This is a genomic window from Actinoplanes philippinensis (assembly GCF_900113015.1).
GTDB lineage: Bacteria > Actinomycetota > Actinomycetes > Mycobacteriales > Micromonosporaceae > Actinoplanes > Actinoplanes philippinensis.
The window spans coordinates 466302-486621 of sequence record NZ_FONV01000001.1 but is presented as its reverse complement, the minus strand read 5'-3'; the positions used below and the strand labels follow the sequence as shown (position 1 = coordinate 486621).

Below are 20320 nucleotides of genomic sequence, written 5' to 3'. Positions count from 1 at the left end.
TTACCAAGCAAGTGCTTGGTCGGTAGCGTGAGCCTACGCGTGATCGGGGAGGCGACGCCAGTGACCGACGACGATGCGTTCCGGCGGGAGATCCGTGAGTGGCTGGCCGCCGAGGTCACCGGCGAGGTGCGCGGCGCCGGTGGGGTCGGCCGGGAGAACGAGGCCTTCGAGCAGCGGCTCGCCTTCACCCGGCGGCTCGCCGCCGCCGGATGGGGCACGCTGGCCTGGCCGGTGGCGCACGGTGGGCGCGGCGCGTCCCTGTCCCAGCAGGTCATCTTCCATGAGGAGTACGCGAGAGCCGGCGCCCCGAGCCGGGTGGACCACATCGGCACCACCATGGTCGGCCCGACGCTGATCGACCTGGGCACGCCCGAGCAGCAGCGCCGCTTCCTGCCGAGGCTCGCCCGGGTCGACGAGCTGTGGTGCCAGGGCTACTCGGAGCCCGGCGCCGGCTCCGACCTGGCCGGGGTCACCACCCGCGCCCGGCTCGACGGCGACCGCTGGGTGATCACCGGGCAGAAGGTGTGGACGTCGCTGGCGCACGTGGCCGACTGGTGTTTCGTCCTGGCCCGCACCGCCCCGGCGCCGGCCGGCGGGCCCCGCTCGGCGGGACTGTCCTATCTGCTCGTGCCGATGCGGCAGCCGGGGATCACGGTGCGCCCGATCCGGCAGCTCACCGGGGACAGCGAGTTCAACGAGGTGTTCTTCGACGACGCGGTGACCGAGGCGGGGCTCGTGGTCGGCGAGCCGGGGCAGGGGTGGCGGGTCGCGATGGCCACCCTGGCGTACGAGCGGGGCGCGGCCACCGTCGGCCAGCAGATCGGCTTCCAGCGTGACCTCGACGACCTGGTCGCGGTGGCGCGGGGCACCGGCGCGGACGCCGTACCGGCCCTGCGCGAGCGGCTGACCAGGGCCTGGATCGACCTGACCGTGCTGCGCGCGCACACGCTGCGGGTGCTGCGTGACCCGCAGCCGGCCGCGTCCTCGGTGATCAAGCTGCTCTGGACCCGGTGGCGGCAGGGCCTCGGCGAGCTGGCCATGGAGGTGCTGGCCCACGGTGACGCCGGACCGGAGGCGGTGGCGCGCTGGCAGACGTACTTCCTGTTCAGCCGGGCCGACACCATCTACGGCGGCTCCAACGAGATCCAGCGGGGCATCGTCGCCGAGCGGGTGCTCGGGCTGCCCCGCCAGGCCCGCGGATGACCGGCCCGGCCGGCCGTGGGCTCCTGGACGGCAAGGTCGTCGTGGTCACCGCGGCGGCCGGGGCCGGGATCGGGTCGGCGGTTGCCCGGCGCTGCCTCGACGAGGGCGCCCGGGTGGTGCTCGGCGACAGCCACGAGCGGCGGCTCGGCGAGACCCGTGACCTGCTGTCGCCGGCGTATCCGGACCGGGTGTCTGCGGTGCCGTGCGACGTCACCGACGAGGCCGCGGTGCGGCGGCTGATCGACGGCGCCGTCACCCGGTACGGCCGTCTCGACGTCCTGGTCAACAACGCCGGGCTGGGCGGCAACCGGCCGGTCACCGAGCTCGACGACGAGGAGTGGCACCTGGTCCTCGACGTGACGCTGACCGGCACGTTCCGCTGCACCCGGGCCGCGCTGCGGCAGATGATCGCGCAGGGCGGGGGAGGGGCGATCGTCAACAACGCGTCGGTGCTGGGCTGGCGCGCGCAGGCCGGGCAGGCTCACTACGCGGCGGCGAAGGCCGGGGTGATGGCGTTCACCCGGTGCACCGCCCTGGACGTGGCCGCGCACGGCATCCGGGTCAACGCGGTCGCGCCCAGCCTCGCGGCGCACCCGTTCCTGGCGAAGGTGATGAGCCCCGAGGAGCTGGACGTGCTGGCGCGGCGGGAGGCGTTCGGCCGGGCCGCCGAGCCGTGGGAGGTGGCGACCGTGGTGGCGTTCCTCGCCAGTGACTACGCGTCTTACCTGACCGGTGAGGTCATCTCGGTGAGCAGCCAGCACCCGTAACCCTTTCCATCGATGTTACGGGGCAGTAGATTGTAACGCGTTCTAGTTTCTGGGAGGGCTTTCCTGGGAGGACGCGATGCGGCGGATCACCGGCGCGGCACTGTTCGGACTCGGCACACTCTGCCTGCTCTTCGCGATGGCCCTGGCCTGGGTCATCGTGCCGTCCCAGCGGAAGGTCCCGCTCGATCTGGTGCCCCCCGATGTCGTCGTGGAGACCGCCGACGCGTCGTTCGTGCAGGCCAAGCTGCTGCCCAACGGCACGCCCCAGGTGGTCGTGGAGAACGCCGGGCTGCGCTCGGCCACCGGCATCAAACCCGACTTCGCGGCGGCCGCCGGACTCGACGGCGAGACCCTGGTCTGGAACGTGTATCACTCGACCCGGCGGGCCGACACCAACGAGGTGATCAACAGCGCCGAGAGCCGGGTCGCGCTCGACCGGTCCACCGGCGAGGCCGTCCCCTGGGAGGGTCAGTGCCACGTCGAGGAGAAGGCGCCCTGCGTCGCGGGCAACGTGACCTTCGCCGGGCATCTCTACCTCTTCCCGTTCGGCACCGAGAAGAAGACCTACCGGTACTGGGACTCCACCCTCGGCCAGGCGCTGCCGCTGGAATACCAGGCCGAGGAGGAGTTCAACAACCTGCCCACGTACCGGTTCCAGCAGGTCGTGCCCGAGCAGCCGGCCAGGATGGACGCGGACAGCCTCAGCGGGCTCCTCTCCTTCCTCGCCCCCGGCGCCACCAGCGGGACCATCTCCTACCGGGCCACCCGGACCCTGTGGATCGAGCCGCAGACCGGGGCCATCGTCGGCTACCGCGAGCAGCAGCACCGGGAGCTGGTGCCGGACACCGGCGCGCGGGTCGTCATCTTCGACGCCGACCTGCAGTACGACAAGGCCACCCTGGACGCCGTTGGCAAACAGGCCTCGGATGGGCGCAGCCGGCTCAACCTGCTCGGGTTCTGGACGCCGATCGGCCTGGCCGCTCTCGGCCTCGTCCTGATCGTCCTCGGGCTCCTGCTGGCGGCCGGCGGCTCCTCCCCGCGCGGCGGGCACCGGACCGCCGACACGACTCGGCCGTTGCCGGCCCCCGTTTCGTAGAAGACGTCGCGGAGCGCCGGCCGTGCCCCACGCCCCGTGGGTCACGGCCGGCGTGGCCGGTGAACTATCGCGTGCCGTAGAACTCCGGCGGCACCAGCGGGTCGTTGCCGGTGACGCTGCCGGCCACCTCGGTGGCGGTGGGGTTGAGCGCGGCCATCACGGCGGTGACGCCGATGGCCGCCAGGACGGCCGCGAGGACCGCGCTGATCAGCAGGTATCTGAACGGGACCACGGTCGGCTCCTCTACAGGCGTTCGATGATCGTCGCGGTCGACATCGCCCCGCCGGCGCACATGGTGACCAGCGCCGTCGTCGAGTCGGACCGCTCCAGCTCGTGCAGTGCGGTGGTCAGCAGGCGCGCGCCGGTGCTGCCGACCGGATGGCCCAGGGCGATCGCCCCGCCGTTGACGTTGACCCGGTCCGGATCGGCGCGGTGCACGGCGAGCCAGGACAGCACCACGCTGGCGAACGCCTCGTTCACCTCACAGCGGTCCAGGTCGTCGATCTTCATGCCGGCCCGGGCCAGCACCCGGTCGGTGGCCGCGATCGGCCCGTCCAGGTGGTAGTAGGGCTCGGCCCCGACCAGGCACTGCGCCACGATCCGGGCTCGCGGCCGCAGCCCGAGCGCGCGGGCGTGATCGGCGTCCATCAGCAGCACCGCGGCCGCCCCGTCGGAGATCTGCGACGAGGTGCCCGCCGTGTGCCGCCCGTCCGGCAGCACCGGTCTCAGCCCGGACAGCCCGTCGAGGGTCGTCTCCCGCAGCCCCTGGTCGCGGGTGACCTCGCCGACCGGGACGATCTCCCGGTCGTACCGGCCCTCGGCCCACGCCCGTGCCGCGTTCGCCTGCGAGCGCACCCCGAACCGGTCCAGGTCGGCGCGGGTCAGGCCGCGCCGGTCGGCGATCCGCTCGGCCGCCACATACTGATCGGGCAGGTCGATGCTCCACGACTCGGGGCGGGGCAGGCCGGCGTCGCCGAGGTTGGCCCGCAGCGGCACGCGGCTCATCGCCTCGATCCCGCAGGCCACCCCGGCGCTGATCGCGTCGGTGGCGATCAGCCCGGCGATCAGGTGCGCGGCCTGCTGCGCCGAGCCGCACTGGGCGTCGATGGTGGTGCAGCCGGTGGTGTGCGGCAGCCCGGCGTGCAGCCAGGCGGTACGGGTGATGTTGTTGGACTGCTCGCCGCCCTGGGTGACACAGCCGCCGATGGCCTGCTCGACCTCGCCGTACGCCGCCATCCGGGTCAGCACCGTGCCCAGCAGCTCGGCCGGGTGCCGGCCGGACAGCCAGCCGCCCCGCTTGCCGATCGGGGTCCGCGCCGCATCGACGATCACCGGTGTGCCCACCGCGACCTCCAATTAGAACGTGTTCTCGATTTAACCTACCAAAGGTCTCAGGTCGCGTGCTTGAATCGGTAGAACTTGTTGCTGTAGGAGGAGCCGTGGCCGAGCCGCGCACCCGCATCGACCCCACCGATCCGGACATCTACCTGCACGGCATCCCGCATGCCGAGTTCGCCGGGATGCGCCGCGACGACCCGGTCTGCTGGATCCCGCAGGTTCGCGGCAGCGCCGGCTTCGACGACGAGGGCTACTGGGCGGTGACCCGGCACGCCGACGTGATGGCCGTGTCCCGCAACAGCGAGACCTTCTCCAGCCGGGAGAACACGGCGATCGCCCGGTTCCAGCCGGACATGACCCGCGAGGGCATCGAGATGCAGCAGGCCATCCTGCTCAACATGGACCCGCCGCAGCACACCGCCCAGCGGGCCATCGTGTCGCGGGGCTTCACCCCGCGCGCCATCAACAGCCTGCGGGCCGCGCTGCAGGAGCGGGCCTCGCAGATCGTCGGCTCGGTCGGCACGGAGTCCGGCGACTTCGTCACCGACATCGCCTGCGAGCTGCCGCTGCAGGCGATCGCCGAACTGCTCGGCGTGCCGCAGGAGGACCGCGGCAACGTCTTCGAGTGGTCCAACTCGATGATCGGGTACGACGACCCCGAGTTCAGCGGCGCCGACCCGATGGAGTCCGCGATGGGCCTGCTCGGGTATGCGATGCAGATGGCCGACGAGCGCCAGACCTGCCCGCGCGACGACATCGTCACCACGCTGGTCAAGGCCGAGATCGCCGGGGAGCACCTGTCGGTCGACGAGTTCGGCTTCTTCGTGCTGATGCTCGCCGTCGCCGGCAACGAGACCACCCGCAACGCCATCTCGCACGGCATGCACGCGCTGCTGTCCAACCCGGACCAGTGGGAGCTGTTCAAGTCGTCCCGGCCGCGGACCGCAGTCGACGAGTTCGTCCGCTGGGGCAGCCCGATCAACGTCTTCCAGCGCACCACCACCCACGACACCGTGCTGGCCGGGGTGCCGATCCCGCGGGGACAGCGGGTCGCCATGTTCTACGGGTCGGCCAACTACGACGAGACCGTCTTCACCGACCCGTACACCTTCGACATCACCCGCAGCCCCAACCCGCACCTCGGGTTCGGCGGGAGCGGCGCGCACTTCTGCCTCGGCGCCAACCTGGCCCGCCTGGAGATCGACCTGATCTTCAACGCCATCGCCGACCACATGCCGGACATCAGCCTCGCCGGCCCGGCCCAGCGGTTGCGCTCCGGGTGGATCAACGGCATCAAGCATCTCCCGGTCCGCTACCGCTGACCTGCCGGCCGCTTCGGCCCCTGCCTCGACCGCGACCGGCGGCGTAACCGTCTGTGACGGCGCGACGCGGGGACGTTCTCGCCGCTCTCCTCGCCGGTGGCTCAGCGATAGCAGGCCATCGATCGCGCACCGGGACGGGCGGCGCCATTTCCGGTGACCGAGCGTCGGCCCGGCGGCCGCGATCCGCGAGACGTCTTATTTTACCTGCTCATAGGCTCGCCATGGATCAACTTCACCCCTATGATCTCTGCCTGTCGCAAGATCAAGGAGTGGGTGCATGCGTGAGTTCTCCGTCCCCGAGCGGCTGGGCGGCTTCGGCGCTCTCGCCGCCGTCGGGGCGGCGATCTGGCCGACGGTCACCGCGGGCACGGGCATGGCGCTACCGTGTTTGTTGCGGACAGTGACCGGGGTCCCGTGCCCGGCCTGTGGCCTGACAACCGCTGCGGTGGCGCTGGTGCATGGCCGGATCGGTCCGGCTTTCCTGGCGAATCCCCTGATCTTCGGCTTGGCGGCGTGCACTGTCGCATCCGGCGTCCTCGTGGCGCTGCGTGCGGCGGGTGTGATGGCTCCGCCTCGCCCGTGGTCGTCCGCGCAGCGTCGCCGGGCGGGCCGAGCGGCTGGTCTGCTCGCCGTCGCGAGTTGGCTCTTCCAAATGCACCGGCTCCAGCCGGATCTCTTTTAAGGAACCAGTGAGATGGCCTATCCGCCGCCTGGCGACCCCTACGCGAGCCAGTTCCCCCCGCCACCGTACGGGCAGTCGCCGTACGGCCAGCCCGCCCCCTACGCGGGCTGGGGCTCTCGTGTCGGCGCCTATCTGATCGACAGCCTCTGCGTCGCGCCTTTCGGCATCCTCGCGGCCGTGTTCGGCTCGAGCGTCGACCCGGCGACCGGATTGCCGTCGTTCAACGCCTCCTACTTCCTGTTCCTCATCCTCGGGTTCGTCGTGGCCGGGTACAACAGGTGGTTCCAAGCCGGCCGGACCGGGCAGAGCTGGGGACGTAAAGCCCTGAACATCCGTCTCCTCAACGAGGCGACCGGCGGGCCGATCGGCGCCGGGGGCGCCTTCGTGCGCGATCTGGCCCATATCCTCGACGGGCTGTCCTGCTACATCGGCTTCCTGTGGCCGCTCTGGGACGACAAGAAGCAGACCTTCGCCGACAAGATCTGCAACACGCTCGTCGTCCGAAGCTGACCATGCCGGGCGCTCCGCCGACGCCTCCCCGGGCGTCGGCGGAGTGGCCGGTGCCCCGTCCGATCAGGTGATCGGATGGCCGAACTCGGCGGCCAGCGGCCCCAGATCGGGCTCCCCGAAGCGCTCCACCAATGACGCGAACCGTTTGACCTTGTCGTCGCCGAACCGGCTCACCCGCTCGGAGAACGAGGCCGCTGTCAGGAACCGCGGCGGGGTGCTCTTGCTGTGGAACTTGTCCGCATACATGACCAGCTCCTCCTCACCGGTCTCGGCCAGGAAGTCGCAGTCCGGCAGGGGCAGTTGCTGCGCCAGAACGTCGTCGCGGGTGATGCCGACCCCGGTGTGATGGGAGCAGAAGCGGCGCAGCGTCTCCGGCAGCCCGGCCTCACCGAGCAACTCGTAGCCGAGCAGCCCGTGCCGCACGTAGTGGTCGCCCGGCCGGAGCCGGTGCACGCCGATGTCGTGCAGCAGGCACCCGGCCCGGACCAGCGCCATGTCGAGGCCGGCGGCGCCGGTGGACTGCTCGGCGATCCGGCACACGATCCGGCAGTGCGTCCACACCAGCTCGAAGGCCTCCGGTGTGGGGGCGAACCGCTCGTGCAGCGCCCGGATCTCGAGGTCGGTCGGAATACGCATCACACCCACCGTATAGCCGGGCTTCCGGCGGGCCGCGGCGGCCTCTCGGTCGCGGTGCGCGGGCCGGGCTTTCGGGTCGCCGGTGTGCGCGCCTCGGTCGCGGTGAGCGGGCCGGGGTGGCCTCTCGGTCGCGGCGCGCGGGCCGGCCCTTCGGGTCGCCGGTGTGCGCGCCTTTCGGTCACGGTGTGCGGGCCGGGACCGTCGGGGCGGGCTCCCGGAGCGCCGGTGTGCGGGCCGCGATCGCCGCCACCGCCGCGATGCACAGCAGGCCGCCGCTGACCAGCGCGATCGTCGCCGAGCTGCCCGCCGCGACGAGGCCGGCGCGCAGGTTGCCGACATCCGGGCCGGCCTGCCCGACGATCTGCTCGGCCGCCGCCGCCCGGCCCAGGAACGCGTCCGGGGTGTGCGCCTGGACCACGGTGCTGCGGGCCACCACGGCGACCGTGTCGGCGGCCCCGGCCAGCGCGAGCAGCGCCGGCCCGGCCCACGCGGCCGGGGCGACGCCGAACAGGGCGAGCGCGACACCCCACGTCAGCGAGCCGGCGAGCATCACCGCGCCGGGCCGGCGTGCGCGGGTGAACGTGCCGGACAGCGCCGAGGCGGCCACCCCGCCGACCGCGATCGCGGTGAGGAACAGGCCGAGCGTGCGCGGGTCGTCGCCGAACCGTTCGGCGTTCACCACCGGGAACAGGCTGATCGGCATGGACAGCACGGTGGCGGCCAGGTCGGTGAGCAGCGCGCCGCGTACCGCCGGGTTGCCGCTCAGGAACCGCAACCCGGCCGCCACCCCGGTGAGCCCGGGAGCCGGCGACGCGGGCATCGGTGGCAGCAGCACCGCCGTCCACAGTGCCACCCCGAACGTGACCGTGTGGATCAGGAAGCAGCCGCCGGCTCCCACCGCGCCGATGACCAGCCCGCCGAGCGCGGGGCCGATCAGCATCGAGCCCTGGAACGAGATCCGGTTCAGGGCCAGACCGGCGCCGAGTTGCTCGGGCGGGAGGAGCCGGGACAGGAACGTCCGCGACGCCGGCGCGCCCCCGGCGACGAAGAGCGACTGCGCCGCCACCAGGGCCAGCACCAGCGCCGCGGAGCCGCCCGCGAAAGCCTGCACCGTCAGCAGCATCGCGCAGACCGCCTGTCCGGTCTTGGTGATCAGGTAGAACCGGCGCCGGTCGGCCCGGTCGGCGAGCGCGCCGGCGAACAGCCCGAAGGCGATGACCGGCAGCGCCTGGGCGAGCCCCGCCGCCCCGGTCCAGATCGTGCTGCGGGTCGACTCCCACACCTGGTAGAGCACCGCCACCAGGGCCATCTGCCCGCCCAGGCCGGAGAGCAACCCGCCGAGCCACAGCCGCCGGTAGTGCGGCGACGTGCGCAGCGGTGTCACGTCGAGCAGCGCGCGGCTCACCCCCACGCCGGGTCTCCGGCGAGTCGCTCGGTGATCCGCGCGTGCAGGCTGCGCCGCTCCAGCGCCGCCTCGATGTCACGGACCACCCGGCTCAGCGGATAGGGGATCTCCGCCTCGATCTCGGCGATCGCCGCCTCGGTGGCCCGCCACTCGGCGGCCAGCCGGCGCACCACGGCCTCGGCCTTGGCGGTCAGCTCCACCTTCTTGCTCCGGGCGTCGGTCCCCGCGACGGTACGCACCCAGCCCGCGGCCCGCATGGCGGACACCTTCTGGCTCATCCCGGAGTGGGTGATCTGCACCGAACCGGCCAGCTCGGTGATTGTCATCGGCCCGTGGTGGCGCAGCCGGAGCAGCTCCATCACCCAGGTCGGTTTCAGCCCGTCGATCCGCGCGTCGGCGTAGACCCGCGCGATCTCGGCATCCATCGCCGCCTGCAGCAGCCGCCACGGCCGCCACACGCTCTCCTCGGTCGGGTCGGCCAGCCAGTCGTCGGTCATGACGCCAACCGTAACAGCACTTATATAAGTGCTGTCACTTTTTTTCCGCGCGAGGGTAAGCGGATGGCGGGGCTCTGGCGTAATACCGGCGTGGGACGACAACGGGCGGAGTTCGCCGCCTTCTACGAGAACGCGCGGGACGACTGCCTCCGGGCGGTGACGGCCTCCACCGGCAACCGTCAGATCGCCGAGGACGCGGTGGCGGAGGCGTTCGCCCGGGCCTGGGCCTCCTGGTCCACCGTCGCGCGGCACCCGTCGCCACGGGCCTGGGTGGTCCGTACCGCGCTGAACACGCACATCTCCTGGTGGCGCCGGCGCCGCCGGGAGGTGTCCGAACCGGCCGCGCCCGACGCCGGCCGCGACGACACCGACGGCATGCCCGACCCGCGGGTGATGGCGGCGCTGCGGTCGCTGCCCACCCGCCAGCGCGAGGTGTTCGTGCTGCGCGTCTTCCTCGACCTCGACAGCGAGACCACCGCGCGGACCCTGGGCATCGCCGCCGGAACGGTCACCGCCCATCTCGCCCGTGCCACCCGTGCCCTCCGGGAACACCTGACGCCCGTCCTCGAACAGGAGCAGAAGCTGTGATCGACAACGACGACGACCTGTTGTACGCCCGGGTCCGCACCGAGTTCGACGGTGTGCGGCTGACCACCGGCCTCGACGACATCACCGGCCGTGGCCGGGGCCTGCGCCGCCGCCGGCACGCGGCCACCGCCCTCGGCGTCGCCGTCCTGGCCGCCGGAGTCGCCGCCGGCCTGACCCTGAACCGCCCCGCCGAGCCGGTGCACGGCCTGACCGAGGTGGCGGCCTGGAGCGTCGACTCCCGCCAGGAGGACACCGTCATCTTCGCCATCCGGCAGCTGGCCGACGCCGACGCGCTCAATGCCACCCTCAAGAGGGCGGGCATCCCGGCCCTGGTCGAGTTCATCAAGGTGCCGGTGGAGCAGAAGGTCGCCGGCTGTCAGAACGGCCAGGCCGGTCTGCCGGACCTCTACGACGTGATGCCCAACAGCCACACCCCCGCGAAACCGGACGAGAACACCTATGCCGTACGCCGTGACCTGATGCCGCCCGGATCCACCCTGCACTTCGTGATCTTCGAGCAGATCAACAAGGACACCGGCGAGCCCGCCCGCAGCGTGATGACGAGCCTGGTCGACGGCGACCCGGTCCCGTGCCGGCTCTACCCGCCCGACTACACGCTCCCGGACTGAGCCCCGTTTCCGCAGGTCACGGCGGGGTAATCCGTGACATATGGGGGAAACCGACAACGCTCTGACGGCACGCCGGACACTGATCGTGCTGGGACTGGCGCTCGCCACCGGCGCCGTGCTGTTCCTCGGTTACGCGACGCGCCGGGTGCTGACCTGGATCGTCATCGCGGCGTTCTTCGCGGTCGCGCTGCACCCGGCGGTGAACTGGCTGACGCGGAAGGTGACCGGCTGCCGGCGCTGGCTGGCCACGCTGCTGGTCTTCGTGGCGGCGACCGCGCTGATCGGTGGCATGATCACGCTCTTCGTGGCGCCGCTGGCCCGGGAGGGAGCCCAGGTCGCCGCGGACTTCCCTCGGATCGTCGAGGACCTGCGCAACGGGCGCGGGCCGGCCGGGCAGCTGATCGAACGGTTCCATCTGCTGGAGCACGTGCGGGACAACGCCGACAGGATCCGGGAGTACGCCTCCGGGCTGGGCGCGCCGACCCTGGCGTTCCTGCGCTCGGTGGCGACCGGGGTGGCCGGCATCGCCACGATCGTCGTCCTGGCGTACCTCATGGTGCTCGAAGCCCCGAAGATCGTCGACGGTTTCCTGGCGCTGTTCACGCCGGAGCGGGCCGGGCACATCCGCCGGGTCGGGCACGACTGCGCGAAGACGGTCACCGGCTATCTCACCGGCAATCTACTGATCAGCGTGATCTGCGGGACGCTCACCTACCTGACGCTGATGCTGACCGGGGTGCCGTACGCCGGGCTGATCGCTCTGTTCGTCGGTCTCGCCGACCTGATCCCGCTGGTCGGCGCGACCCTCGGCGCGGTCGTCGCGACCGCCGCCGCCTTCGTCCAGTCGACCACCGCCGGCATCGTCGTCCTGGTCTTCTTCGTCGTCTACCAGCAGTTGGAGAACCACCTGCTCCAGCCGATGATCTTCGCGCGGACGGTGCGACTGAACCCGTTGACCGTGCTCGTCGCGATCCTGCTCGCCGTGGAGCTGGCCGGCATCCTCGGCGCCCTGCTGGCGATCCCGGTCGCCGGCATCGTGCAGATCCTCGCCCGCGACCTGTGGGACACCCGCCGCGGGCGGCTCAAGGCCGAGCCGGCCGTGGGGGAGGACCGGGCGCCCGCCACCGAGGCCGGGGCGGCCGACACACACGCCGCGTACGACAGCGGCGCCGCCGCCGACCGATCGCCCGCCCGCTGGTGACGGCGGACGGGCGACGGGCGGTGCGGCGGATCAGAGGGAGACGGCGACCCCGCCGATGGTGACGGCCAGACGTCCGTCGGAGGCGTACGACCAGGCCAGCGCCCCGCTGTAGGAGGAGCACCGCGAGCCGTTCGTCCCCGACCAGAACTGGTTGGTCGTGTCCGAGTTGCCGACGATCCGGTCGTTGGTGCCGCTGGAGTACCGGCACGACGTGTTGTTGCGGAAGACCGACGTGCCGGCGTCGAAGTTGAAGTTGCGCTCGGCGTTGTCGATGCTCAGGTTGTCGGAGACGGCCAGCGAACCCGGGTTGCTGTTGTAGGTGAACCCGTGCTTGCCGTTCTTGTAGGCGATGGTCCGCCGCACGATGTGGTTGACCGCGATGTCCTCGCCGCCCAGCTTGAAGCCGTTGCGGTCGCCGTTGCCGGCCTGCGAGCCGTCGCTGAGCGTGCCGTTGTCGTAGGCGAGCGAGTCCTCGATCGTCACCACGCCGATCGCGCCGGTGTCGGTCTTGGTGTACAGGTCCCAGCCGTCGTCGATGTTGTTGTGCGACACCGCGTACCGGAAGACGTTGCCGGCGCCGACCGTCAGCTTGGCGGCGAAACCGTCCGCGTCCTCACCGTCGGAGTCGGCGTTGTCGTGCGACTCGGCGCTGAGGATCAGGTTGTTCGCCGGCCACTGCGAGCTGGGGGTGGTCGACAGGATCCGGGACAGCTGCAGGCCGGTGTCGCGGTTGAAGCGGGTGACCGTCCGCTCCAGGATGTTGTTGCTGCCGCCGACGAAGATGCCGTTGTCGCCGGCCCGCTCCACGGTCAGCCCGTAGATCCGCCAGTAGTTGCCGTTGACGGCGAGACCGCGGTTGGCCGGGTCCTCGGCCTGCGCCGAGAAGTTCAGCACCGGCTTCTCCCCGGGGTACGCCGAGATCGTCTTCAGCGCGCCGGACGACCCGTTGTTGCCGGCCGGGATGGTGACCGTCGACGCGTGCGCGTAGGTGCCGCCGCGCAGGTAGATCGTGCCGCCCGCGGCGATCCGGGTGATCGCCGACGTCAGCGTGGTCGGCGCTCCGATCGTCCCGGCCGCGCTGTCGGTGCCGCCCGGCGCCACGTAGAGGGCGCTGGACGACGGCGGCGGGACCGAGGTGGACGCCGAGGGGGAGACCGAGGCCGAGGGGGAGGCGCTGGACGGCGGTGTGGACACCCCGTCGTCGACCACGATGTCGTCGAAACGGCCGGCGGCGTACTCGGTGAGCAGGCCGATCCGCCCGGCCGTGATGGTGCTGTCGGTGGCCGATCCGACGCTGGTCCCGTTCACCGAGCCGCTGATCGTGGTCCCGTTGAACGACAGCTTCAACGTGTAGTACGTGCTGGTGGAGATGGTCTGGGCGAGGCTGCCGAGGACCGTCACGGCGCTGCCGTTCATGGTCTCCAGCTGCACCCTGTTCGCGCCGGTCAGCGACAGCCGGTACATCTTCGTGGAACCGGCCGCGCGGCCGGTCAGCGCGACCACTCCGGCGCTGGATCCGAAGGCTGTCGCCTTGACCCGCGCCTGCACCGAGTAGTTCGTCCAGGAGGTGTTTCCGGCGAACTGGCGGGCCCGCTCGCTCCCGGTGTCGGACTGTTGCAGAACTGACGTTCCGTCGCTTGCCACCGACCACGTTCCGCCCGATTTCGACCAGCCACCGGTGCTGCCGGATTCGAAGTCCGCGCTGAACAGGGTGGCGGCTTCAGCGGTGCCGATGGAGAGGAAGAGACCGGCCGCCACCAGGCCGGAGAGACCGGCTGCGCCGAGGGATCGGCGCAGCGTACGGCCCCGGGGATGAGGTGCCATGGGGGATGGGCTCCTTGTCGCAAATTGATCCGCCGGACACGCCGCACCGACCGCGGAACGCATTTCGCGAACCGCGGCACAATGCAGCGTTGGGGATGGTCCGGCGGACTGCCAACAATTGTTCCGAGATGGAATCTGCCACCGGGCATATCAGCGAGTCAACGGAATCCATTTGCAGGTTTGTTGCAGGAATGGGTCACGCCGATGACGCGAGGAACAGGTCCAGGCAGCGCTCGGCGTTCGCCGTGATGGTGATCGCCGGGTTGGCCAGGCACGCGGTTCCGGGCAGCAGCGCGCCGTCCACGCAGAACAGATTCTGATATCCGGCGACTTTTCCACCGAAGTCGGTGGCCTTCCCCATGACCAGGCCGCCCAGCGGGTGGTACGTGTTCCGCGAGCCCAGCCCCATCCCGGTGTTCCGGTCGTACGACGGCAGCCCGGTCAGCAGCGAGCCCTTCGAACCCTCGGTCGCCCACCACAGCCGGGTCGCCAGGTCTCGCCCGGCCTTGTCCGACGACGTCTCCATCTCCGCGTACGGCCAGTACACCTTCCCGGTGCCGGTGGCCGCGTCGTAGCGGATCTCGCCGCGCTCCGGCGCCAGGCTGGTGATCAGGTGGGCGCTGGTGCCGGGCAGCCACGACGGGATCGGCGCGGCCTCCCACGCCATCGCCGCCTTGGCGTACGGGTTCGAGTCGTCGTAGAACCGCACGTTGCCCGGCCCGCCCTGGGCCGTGCCCACGGTCCGGCGCAGGTTGAGCCGTGCCACCAGGAAGTCCCCGTTGTTGCCCCAGCCCTTGCCCACCTCGGTGCTGGTCAGCCTCGGCAGCTTCCCGAGCGCCCGTGACCTGAGCAGCAGCGACGTGCTGCCGAGCGACCCGGCCGCCAGGAAGAGGTAGTCGGCGGTGAACACCGGGTTCGACAGCGCGCCGCCGGTGTCGTCGATCTGCCGGCAGGCCACCTCGAAGACCGCCGAGCCGGACACCTCGCGGATCTCGGTGACCTCGTGCAGCGGCAGGATCCGTGCGTTGCCGGTCGCCACCGCCCACTTCAGGTAGGTCTTGTCCACACTGTTCTTGGCCCCGGAGTTGCTGCCGAACGGCCCCTCACCGATCGTGTGGCAGGCGGGCGCCCGGCCGGCCAGCTCGTCGCGGATGACGTCCCAGTTCACCCCGAACGGCACCGGCACCGCCGTCTTGCCGAACTCGCCGATGTACTGCAGCCACGAGCGCGCCCCCGCGTACGCCGCATGGTTCTGGATGTCCGCGGGGATCGTCGCGGTGCCGATGTTCTGCCGGGCGCGCGGCCAGTAGGTGTTCTCGAAGGCGGTGTACGACAGCTGGGCGGGGTAGACGCTCTCCCAGTCGGCGCGCCGCGGCTGGGGCATGAACATGCCGATGACCAGCGACCCGCCGCCCACGCCGGACCCGCACATCACCTGGATGCCGTCGCCGGCGTGCTTCTGGATCAGCCCGGCCCCGCGGGTGATGGTCTTGCTGACGTCCAGCCCGAGCGGCGGGTTGTCGGCGAACCAGGCGCACCGCCAGTCCGGGTTGCCGATCGTGCAGAACGTGGTCCCCGAGCTGTTGAGATCCCAGCGCCGCCCACGTTCGAGAACGGTCACGCTCATCCCGGCCTGCGCGAGCCGCCACGCCGCGACCGCGCCACCGAACCCGCTGCCGATGACGATCGCGGTCCGGCCCTGCAGGGCCGGAAGGCTCAGCGCCGGAGCGACCGCGGCGGCGGCGCCGGCCTGGAGAAGGGTTCGACGTTTCATGGATTCCTCCCGACCACCCACATGGAGAAGAACTGAGATCCGCCCCCGTAGGCGTGGCCGAGCGCCGTCGACGCCCCCGCCACCTGGTGTTCCCCGGCCCGGCCCATCACCTGCATGGCGGCCTCGGCGAACCTCAGGAGCCCGGAGGCGCCGATCGGGTTCGAGCAGAGGACGCCCCCGCTGGGGTTGACCGGCAGTGCGCCGCCGAGCGCGGTTTCACCCGATTCAACAAGTTTCCAACCCTGCCCTTGTCCAACGAAGCCGACATTCTCCAGCCACATCGGCTCGAACCAGGAGAACGGCACGTAGAGCTCGGCGACGTCGACCTCGTCGAGCGGATCCTTGATGCCGGCCGCGGCCCAGAGAGCGGCCGCCGCGGTGGCGCCCGCCCGCGGGTTGACGTGGTCCTTGCCGGCGTAGAAGGTCGGCTCGGTCCGCATCGAGGTCGCCCGGATCCACGCGACCTGCCGCTCCGACGCCTCCGCGGCCTGCTGATCCCCGATCACCACCGCGCACGCGCCGTCCGACGAGGGGCACGTCTCGTCGTACCGGATCGGGTCCCACAGCATCGTCGACGCCTGCACCGACTCCCGAGTGATCTCCGGTTGCCGCAGGTGGGCGTAGGGATTGAGGGCCCCGTTGCGGCGATCCTTGACCGCCACGAGGGCGCCGATGTGGCCGGGAACGCCGAAACGGCGGATGTACGACCGGATGTGCGGCGCGAAGTACCCGCCCGCGCCCGCGGTGATCGGCGCGGAGAACGGCGGCTGGATCGACAGCGCCCACATCGCGTTCGACTCCGACTGCTTCTCGAACGCCACCGCCAGCACCCGCCGGTGCGCCCCGGCCCGGACCAGGCTCGTCGCGACGATCGCCGTGGCCCCGCCCACCGACCCGGCCGTGTGCACCCGGAGCAGCGGTTTCCCGGCCGCCCCTAGCGCCGACGCGAGGAACAGCTCGGGCATCATCACGCCCTCGAACAGGTCCGGCGCCTTGCCGAGCACCACCGCGTCGATCTGCTCCCAGCCGACCCCCGCGTCGGCCAGCGCCCGATCGATCGCCTCCCGGCACAGCCCGGCCATCGACACGTCGGTCCGTCGCGTCCGGTGATGCGTCTGCCCGGTCCCCAGAACCGCCGCCCGCCTCATGCCGCCACCTCCGCCGTCAGCACACAGACCAGGTTCTGTTGCAGCAGCGGCCCGGCCGTCGCATGCGCCGCCGCCACCGACGCCCGCCCCGCCATGACCTCCCCGGCCGCCGCCCCGATCCGCGACAGCCCGGCCGAGAACATCGCATCGGCGCCGAACGCCACGGTCCGCACCGCGTCCGGCAGCCCCAGCGCCCGGCGCAGCAGCAGCTCCTGATGTGTGAACGGGGCATGCAACGCCGCCACCTGCACACCGTCGAGCCCGCCGGCGTCCACGGCGGCGGCCGACGCGGACGGCACGGCGGTCAGGTCCCGCTCCCCGAACCCCTGCGGATCGACGCGGTGCCCGATGCCGGAGATCCAGGCGGCGCGCCTCCCGCCGACCCGGTCGGCCGCGGCGAGGACGACGGCCGACGCCCCATCCGCGACTCTCGCGACGTCGTGCTCCCGCAAGGGCATGCGGAGGTACGGTCGATCGAGCAGCGTTTCCACGCAAGAGGCCTCCTCGCGTCCCGCCGCCACCGCTGCCAGGTCCCGCTCACTGAAGAGCCCGGCGTCGATCCCGAGCCGCGCCTGCAGAGCCGCCACACTGATCGAGTCCGGCCACAGCGGCGCCACCGTGTAGGGGTCGAGCTGCAGCGCCAGCACCCGGGCCGGATCCCCGGCCGTGCCCTTGCCGAACCCGTAGACCAGCGCTGTCGACGCCTCCCCGGCCAGGATCTTGATGTACGCCTCGTACAGCGCCCACGCCGCGTCCATCTCCACATGCGACTCGGCGATCGGCGGCACCGCCCCGATCGCGTCGACCGCGTTGACGAACGAGAAGGCCCGCCCCGCCAGATAGTCCGACGACCCCGAGCACCAGAAGTCGATCTCCCGGCGCTCCAGTCCGGCCTGCCCGAGAGCGGCCTCGAAGACCGGCGCCAGCGTCTCCACCCCGCTCGTCGTGACGCTGACATCGGCGGCGGCGAAACCGATGACCGCCACCCGGCTCTCCGCTGTCCCGTTCACAGGTGCTCCGCAAAGGTCTCGTAGGGCGCGTCCGGTTCCCCGGCCGGCTCGAAGTGGTCGATGTTCTCCGGCGTCGTCGACCAGTCGGCCCGGTCCCGCCACACGGCCGCCACCCGCAGCCCCATCCGCACGTCCGCGGCCGGGACCCCGAGGATGAGGTGCGGGATCGGGATGTCCGCGCCGTCCAGCAGCACCTGCGCCACCACGTACGGCGGGGTCAGCCGCTGCCCCGCGAACGGCACGTTCACCACACAGAACGTCGTGACCGTCCCCCGGTCGGCCACCTCCACGGCCTCGTCGGTGGCCACCCCGCAGGCCGGGCAGACGCGCGGCGGCACGTACACCTTCCGGCAGTCCGGGCACCGCCGCCCCACGATCCGCCCCTCGGCGAGCCCGCGCAGATACCCGCTCTCCTCCACCGAGGTGCTGTGCCGATAGTGCAGCCGGATCGGCGTCGTCATGATCGTGACGGGCTCCGGCTCCGTGGTGGCGCCGGCCGGCTCGCCGGTTCCCGGCTCGAAGCACTCGATGTCGCGGATGTGGCCGGACGGCGTGGGCGCCCAGCGGATCCGCACCCGCATGCCGGTGCTCATGGCGCCCGCCGCGCCGGCGTCGACGGCGTGCAGCAGGGGCGTGTCCGCGCCGTCGAGACGGATCAGCGCCCATCCGAACGGCCGGTCCAGCGGCTGTCCCTCCAGCGGCCGGTCGATCCACGTCCAGCTGATCACCGTCCCGGCGGGGGAGACCTCGACCAGCTCGGTGACCGGCTCGTGAGTGCCCGGGTCGTATTCCAGCGGCGGCACGTGCACCCGCCCGTCCGCGGTGCGCCCGCCCAGCACCCGGCGGTCGCGCAGCCCCGCCATGAACCGGCCGAGGACCGGCCCGAGCGAGCGGGTGTAGTCGAAGGCGATGGTCAGCGGGGCCGACAGCGTATCCACGAGACTGAGTGAAACACGTTCCAACTTTGCCGGGCAAGAACGCGGTGGCAGCGGCTTTTACATTGATGAAACGAGTTATAGAGTCCTGACATGACCGGGATCGGGACGTGGACCATCGCGGCGGAACGGCCGCAGCACACGGCCGTCGTGGAGCCGGGCGGCCGCACCCTCACCTACGGCGAGCTGGCCGGCGAGGCCGATCGGATCGCCCGCGGGCTGATCGAGGCGGGCCTGGGCGAGGGCGACACCGTGGCCCTGCTGATGCCCAACGGCGCCGACATCCTCGCCGCCTACTTCGCGGCGGTCCAGATCGGACTGCACGTGGTGCCGATGAACTGGCATCTCACCGCCGCCGAACTCGGCTACATCCTGCGCGACAGCGGCGCCCGCGCCTTCCTCGCCCACCACCGGTTCGCCGACACGGCCCGTGGCGCCGCCGACGACGCCGGCCTTCCGGCCGAGGGCCGCTACGCGGTGGGCGACATCCCCGGCTTCCGGTCGCTGGCCGTTCTCGGCGCCGGCGGTTCGGGACGGCCGTCGCCGCGTACGCTCGGCGCGCTCATGGTCTACACGTCCGGCACGTCCGGCCGCCCCAAGGGGGTCCGCCGCCCGTTGCTCGGCCTCGACCCGGACCAGGTGCCCCCGGTGTCACTGTGGTTCTTCGGCCTGTTCGGCCTGCGCCCGTTCGACAACCACGTGCATCTGTGCTGCTCACCGCTCTACCACACGGCGGTGATGAACTTCGCCGTCATCTCGCTCCAGTTCGGGCACACGGTCGTGGTGATGGACCACTGGGACGCGGGCTCGTTCCTGCGGCTGGTCCAGCAGCACCGGGTCACCCACAGCCACATGGTCCCCACCCAGTTCCGCCGCCTGCTGGCCCTGCCACCCTCGGTCCGGACCAGCTTCGACGTGTCCTCGATGCGCGCGATGATCCACGGCGCGGCGCCCTGCCCGCAGCCGGTGAAGCGGGAGATGCTCGACTGGTTCGGCCCGGTGGTCATCGAGTACTACGCGGCCTCCGAGGGTGGCGGCGCGCTGATCACCGCGGCCGAGTGGCGGGAGCGCCCCGGCTCGGTGGGCCGCCCGTGGCCCGGCTCGCGCATCCGGGTGCTCGACGACGACGGCAAGGACTGCGCGCCCGGCGAGGCGGGCACGGTCTACCTGCAGATGGGCGACGCCACGTTCGAGTATCACGGTGACGCCGAGAAGACCCGCGCCTCCTGGCGGGACCGGATGTTCACCGTCGGCGACATCGGCTACCTCGACGACGACGGCTACCTCTACCTGTGCGACCGGGCCAGTGACGTGATCATCACCGGTGGGGTGAACGTCTACCCGGCCGAGATCGAGAACGAGTTGAGCGTGCACCCGGCGGTCGCCGACGTGGCGGTCTTCGGCATCCCGCACGACGAGTGGGGCGAGGAGATCAAGGCGGTCGTCCAGCCGGCGCCCGGGGTCACGCCCGGTGACGCGCTCACCACCGAGCTGCAGGCGTTCCTCACCGGCCGGCTGGCCCGCTTCAAGCTGCCGCGCACCATCGACTACGTGTCGTCACTGCCCCGCGACCCGAACGGCAAGCTCTACAAACGGCACCTGCGCGACCCGTACTGGTCCGGCCGCGACCGGGCCATCTAGCCCGTCGGATCGACCCGGCGTGGTCGGCCCGTGACGATCGGCCGATCATGGGGATCCGCGGGGAGAGAGATAGCTGACAGCCGCCCTTTCGAGGACAGCGCCGCGGAGGCCGTG

20 protein-coding genes are annotated in these 20320 nt (G+C 71.6%); 10 read left to right on the top strand and 10 right to left on the bottom strand.

What is annotated here, in order from left to right; translation table 11 throughout:
- The first annotated feature begins 27 nt into the window (after positions 1-27).
- The 3 genes from BM290_RS02215 (at position 28) to pgfA (ending at position 3066) form a co-directional block, all read left to right on the top strand.
- On the top strand, positions 28-1203 hold the full coding sequence (locus BM290_RS02215) for an acyl-CoA dehydrogenase family protein (RefSeq protein ID WP_093609336.1): 1176 nt from the start codon (positions 28-30) through the stop codon (positions 1201-1203).
- Positions 1200-1970: an SDR family oxidoreductase gene (locus BM290_RS02210; protein WP_093609335.1), complete on the top strand. Its 771-nt coding sequence runs from the start codon at positions 1200-1202 to the stop codon at positions 1968-1970. The genes BM290_RS02215 and BM290_RS02210 overlap by 4 nt, the downstream gene beginning before the upstream one ends.
- A gap of 76 nt (positions 1971-2046) precedes the next feature.
- Positions 2047-3066, top strand: coding sequence for a cell envelope lipid trafficking protein PgfA (gene pgfA / locus BM290_RS02205; RefSeq protein ID WP_093609333.1), 1020 nt, complete (start codon positions 2047-2049; stop codon positions 3064-3066).
- A 64-nt stretch (positions 3067-3130) separates the two neighbouring features.
- Here the strand turns inward: pgfA and BM290_RS48040 are convergent, their stop codons facing one another.
- Complete coding sequence (locus BM290_RS48040) at positions 3131-3298, bottom strand: hypothetical protein (protein WP_177319537.1); 168 nt, start codon at positions 3296-3298, stop codon at positions 3131-3133.
- A gap of 11 nt (positions 3299-3309) precedes the next feature.
- Complete coding sequence (locus BM290_RS02200) at positions 3310-4410, bottom strand: steroid 3-ketoacyl-CoA thiolase (protein WP_093609896.1); 1101 nt, start codon at positions 4408-4410, stop codon at positions 3310-3312.
- A 95-nt stretch (positions 4411-4505) separates the two neighbouring features.
- Between BM290_RS02200 and BM290_RS02195 the strand changes: the two genes are divergently transcribed.
- The 3 genes from BM290_RS02195 to BM290_RS02185 all read left to right on the top strand — a co-directional run bounded on the left by BM290_RS02195 (position 4506) and on the right by BM290_RS02185 (position 6918).
- Complete coding sequence (locus BM290_RS02195) at positions 4506-5726, top strand: cytochrome P450 (protein WP_239143296.1); 1221 nt, start codon at positions 4506-4508, stop codon at positions 5724-5726.
- Positions 5727-6003: 277 nt separating this feature from the next.
- Positions 6004-6408: a DUF2752 domain-containing protein gene (locus tag BM290_RS02190; RefSeq protein WP_093609331.1), complete on the top strand. Its 405-nt coding sequence runs from the start codon at positions 6004-6006 to the stop codon at positions 6406-6408.
- A 12-nt stretch (positions 6409-6420) separates the two neighbouring features.
- Entirely contained in the window at positions 6421-6918 is a 498-nt protein-coding gene (locus tag BM290_RS02185; RefSeq protein WP_093609329.1) for an RDD family protein, read from the top strand.
- 63 nt (positions 6919-6981) lie between these two features.
- Here the strand turns inward: BM290_RS02185 and BM290_RS02180 are convergent, their stop codons facing one another.
- The 3 genes from BM290_RS02180 to BM290_RS02170 form a co-directional block, all read right to left on the bottom strand.
- The gene (locus BM290_RS02180) at positions 6982-7554 is read right to left on the bottom strand and encodes an HDIG domain-containing metalloprotein (RefSeq protein WP_093609327.1); all 573 of its coding nucleotides are present in this window, start codon (positions 7552-7554) and stop codon (positions 6982-6984) included.
- Between the two features lie 178 nt (positions 7555-7732).
- On the bottom strand, positions 7733-8965 hold the full coding sequence (locus BM290_RS02175; RefSeq protein ID WP_093609325.1) for an MFS transporter: 1233 nt from the start codon (positions 8963-8965) through the stop codon (positions 7733-7735).
- Positions 8956-9456, bottom strand: a complete 501-nt coding sequence (locus BM290_RS02170) for a MarR family winged helix-turn-helix transcriptional regulator (RefSeq protein WP_203779100.1) — start codon at positions 9454-9456, stop codon at positions 8956-8958. The genes BM290_RS02175 and BM290_RS02170 overlap by 10 nt, the downstream gene beginning before the upstream one ends.
- A 90-nt stretch (positions 9457-9546) precedes the next feature.
- Between BM290_RS02170 and BM290_RS02165 the strand changes: the two genes are divergently transcribed.
- From BM290_RS02165 to BM290_RS02155, 3 genes are read left to right on the top strand one after another with little or no spacing between them, the layout of a single operon-like run.
- On the top strand, positions 9547-10044 hold the full coding sequence (locus tag BM290_RS02165) for a SigE family RNA polymerase sigma factor (protein WP_239143297.1): 498 nt from the start codon (positions 9547-9549) through the stop codon (positions 10042-10044).
- Positions 10041-10673 (top strand): hypothetical protein, encoded by a 633-nt coding sequence (locus BM290_RS02160; protein WP_093609321.1) that lies wholly within the window; start codon positions 10041-10043, stop codon positions 10671-10673. The genes BM290_RS02165 and BM290_RS02160 overlap by 4 nt, the downstream gene beginning before the upstream one ends.
- 40 nt (positions 10674-10713) lie before the next feature.
- Complete coding sequence (locus tag BM290_RS02155; protein WP_093609319.1) at positions 10714-11874, top strand: AI-2E family transporter; 1161 nt, start codon at positions 10714-10716, stop codon at positions 11872-11874.
- Positions 11875-11904: 30 nt separating this feature from the next.
- Here BM290_RS02155 and BM290_RS02150 read toward each other — a convergent pair whose 3' ends face one another.
- The 5 genes from BM290_RS02150 to BM290_RS02130 all read right to left on the bottom strand — a co-directional run bounded on the left by BM290_RS02150 (position 11905) and on the right by BM290_RS02130 (position 18568).
- The gene (locus BM290_RS02150) at positions 11905-13698 is read right to left on the bottom strand and encodes a cellulose-binding protein (protein ID WP_093609317.1); all 1794 of its coding nucleotides are present in this window, start codon (positions 13696-13698) and stop codon (positions 11905-11907) included.
- A gap of 196 nt (positions 13699-13894) precedes the next feature.
- Positions 13895-15472: a GMC family oxidoreductase N-terminal domain-containing protein gene (locus BM290_RS02145; RefSeq protein WP_093609315.1), complete on the bottom strand. Its 1578-nt coding sequence runs from the start codon at positions 15470-15472 to the stop codon at positions 13895-13897.
- On the bottom strand, positions 15469-16620 hold the full coding sequence (locus BM290_RS02140) for a thiolase domain-containing protein (protein ID WP_093609313.1): 1152 nt from the start codon (positions 16618-16620) through the stop codon (positions 15469-15471). Before BM290_RS02140 ends, BM290_RS02145 begins: the two co-directional genes overlap by 4 nt.
- On the bottom strand, positions 16617-17630 hold the full coding sequence (locus BM290_RS02135; protein WP_093609311.1) for a lipid-transfer protein: 1014 nt from the start codon (positions 17628-17630) through the stop codon (positions 16617-16619). Before BM290_RS02135 ends, BM290_RS02140 begins: the two co-directional genes overlap by 4 nt.
- On the bottom strand, positions 17627-18568 hold the full coding sequence (locus BM290_RS02130; RefSeq protein WP_239143298.1) for a Zn-ribbon domain-containing OB-fold protein: 942 nt from the start codon (positions 18566-18568) through the stop codon (positions 17627-17629). Before BM290_RS02130 ends, BM290_RS02135 begins: the two co-directional genes overlap by 4 nt.
- 90 nt (positions 18569-18658) lie before the next feature.
- Between BM290_RS02130 and BM290_RS02125 the strand changes: the two genes are divergently transcribed.
- Positions 18659-20206, top strand: coding sequence for an acyl-CoA synthetase (locus BM290_RS02125; RefSeq protein ID WP_093609309.1), 1548 nt, complete (start codon positions 18659-18661; stop codon positions 20204-20206).
- Positions 20207-20320: the final 114 nt, after the last annotated feature.

What these genes read in the sequence shown, in the direction of transcription:
- BM290_RS02210 (WP_093609335.1), top strand. Translation starts at nt 1,200, where the DNA reads ATGACCGGCCCGGCCGGCCGTGGGCTCCTGGACGGCAAGGTCGTCGTG.
- pgfA (WP_093609333.1), top strand. Translation starts at nt 2,047, where the DNA reads ATGCGGCGGATCACCGGCGCGGCACTGTTCGGACTCGGCACACTCTGC.
- BM290_RS02190 (WP_093609331.1), top strand. Translation starts at nt 6,004, where the DNA reads ATGCGTGAGTTCTCCGTCCCCGAGCGGCTGGGCGGCTTCGGCGCTCTC.
- BM290_RS02185 (WP_093609329.1), top strand. Translation starts at nt 6,421, where the DNA reads ATGGCCTATCCGCCGCCTGGCGACCCCTACGCGAGCCAGTTCCCCCCG.
- BM290_RS02180 (WP_093609327.1), bottom strand. Translation starts at nt 7,554, where the DNA reads ATGCGTATTCCGACCGACCTCGAGATCCGGGCGCTGCACGAGCGGTTC.
- BM290_RS02170 (WP_203779100.1), bottom strand. Translation starts at nt 9,456, where the DNA reads ATGACCGACGACTGGCTGGCCGACCCGACCGAGGAGAGCGTGTGGCGG.
- BM290_RS02155 (WP_093609319.1), top strand. Translation starts at nt 10,714, where the DNA reads ATGGGGGAAACCGACAACGCTCTGACGGCACGCCGGACACTGATCGTG.
- BM290_RS02150 (WP_093609317.1), bottom strand. Translation starts at nt 13,698, where the DNA reads ATGGCACCTCATCCCCGGGGCCGTACGCTGCGCCGATCCCTCGGCGCA.
- BM290_RS02145 (WP_093609315.1), bottom strand. Translation starts at nt 15,472, where the DNA reads ATGAAACGTCGAACCCTTCTCCAGGCCGGCGCCGCCGCCGCGGTCGCT.
- BM290_RS02140 (WP_093609313.1), bottom strand. Translation starts at nt 16,620, where the DNA reads ATGAGGCGGGCGGCGGTTCTGGGGACCGGGCAGACGCATCACCGGACG.
- BM290_RS02125 (WP_093609309.1), top strand. Translation starts at nt 18,659, where the DNA reads ATGACCGGGATCGGGACGTGGACCATCGCGGCGGAACGGCCGCAGCAC.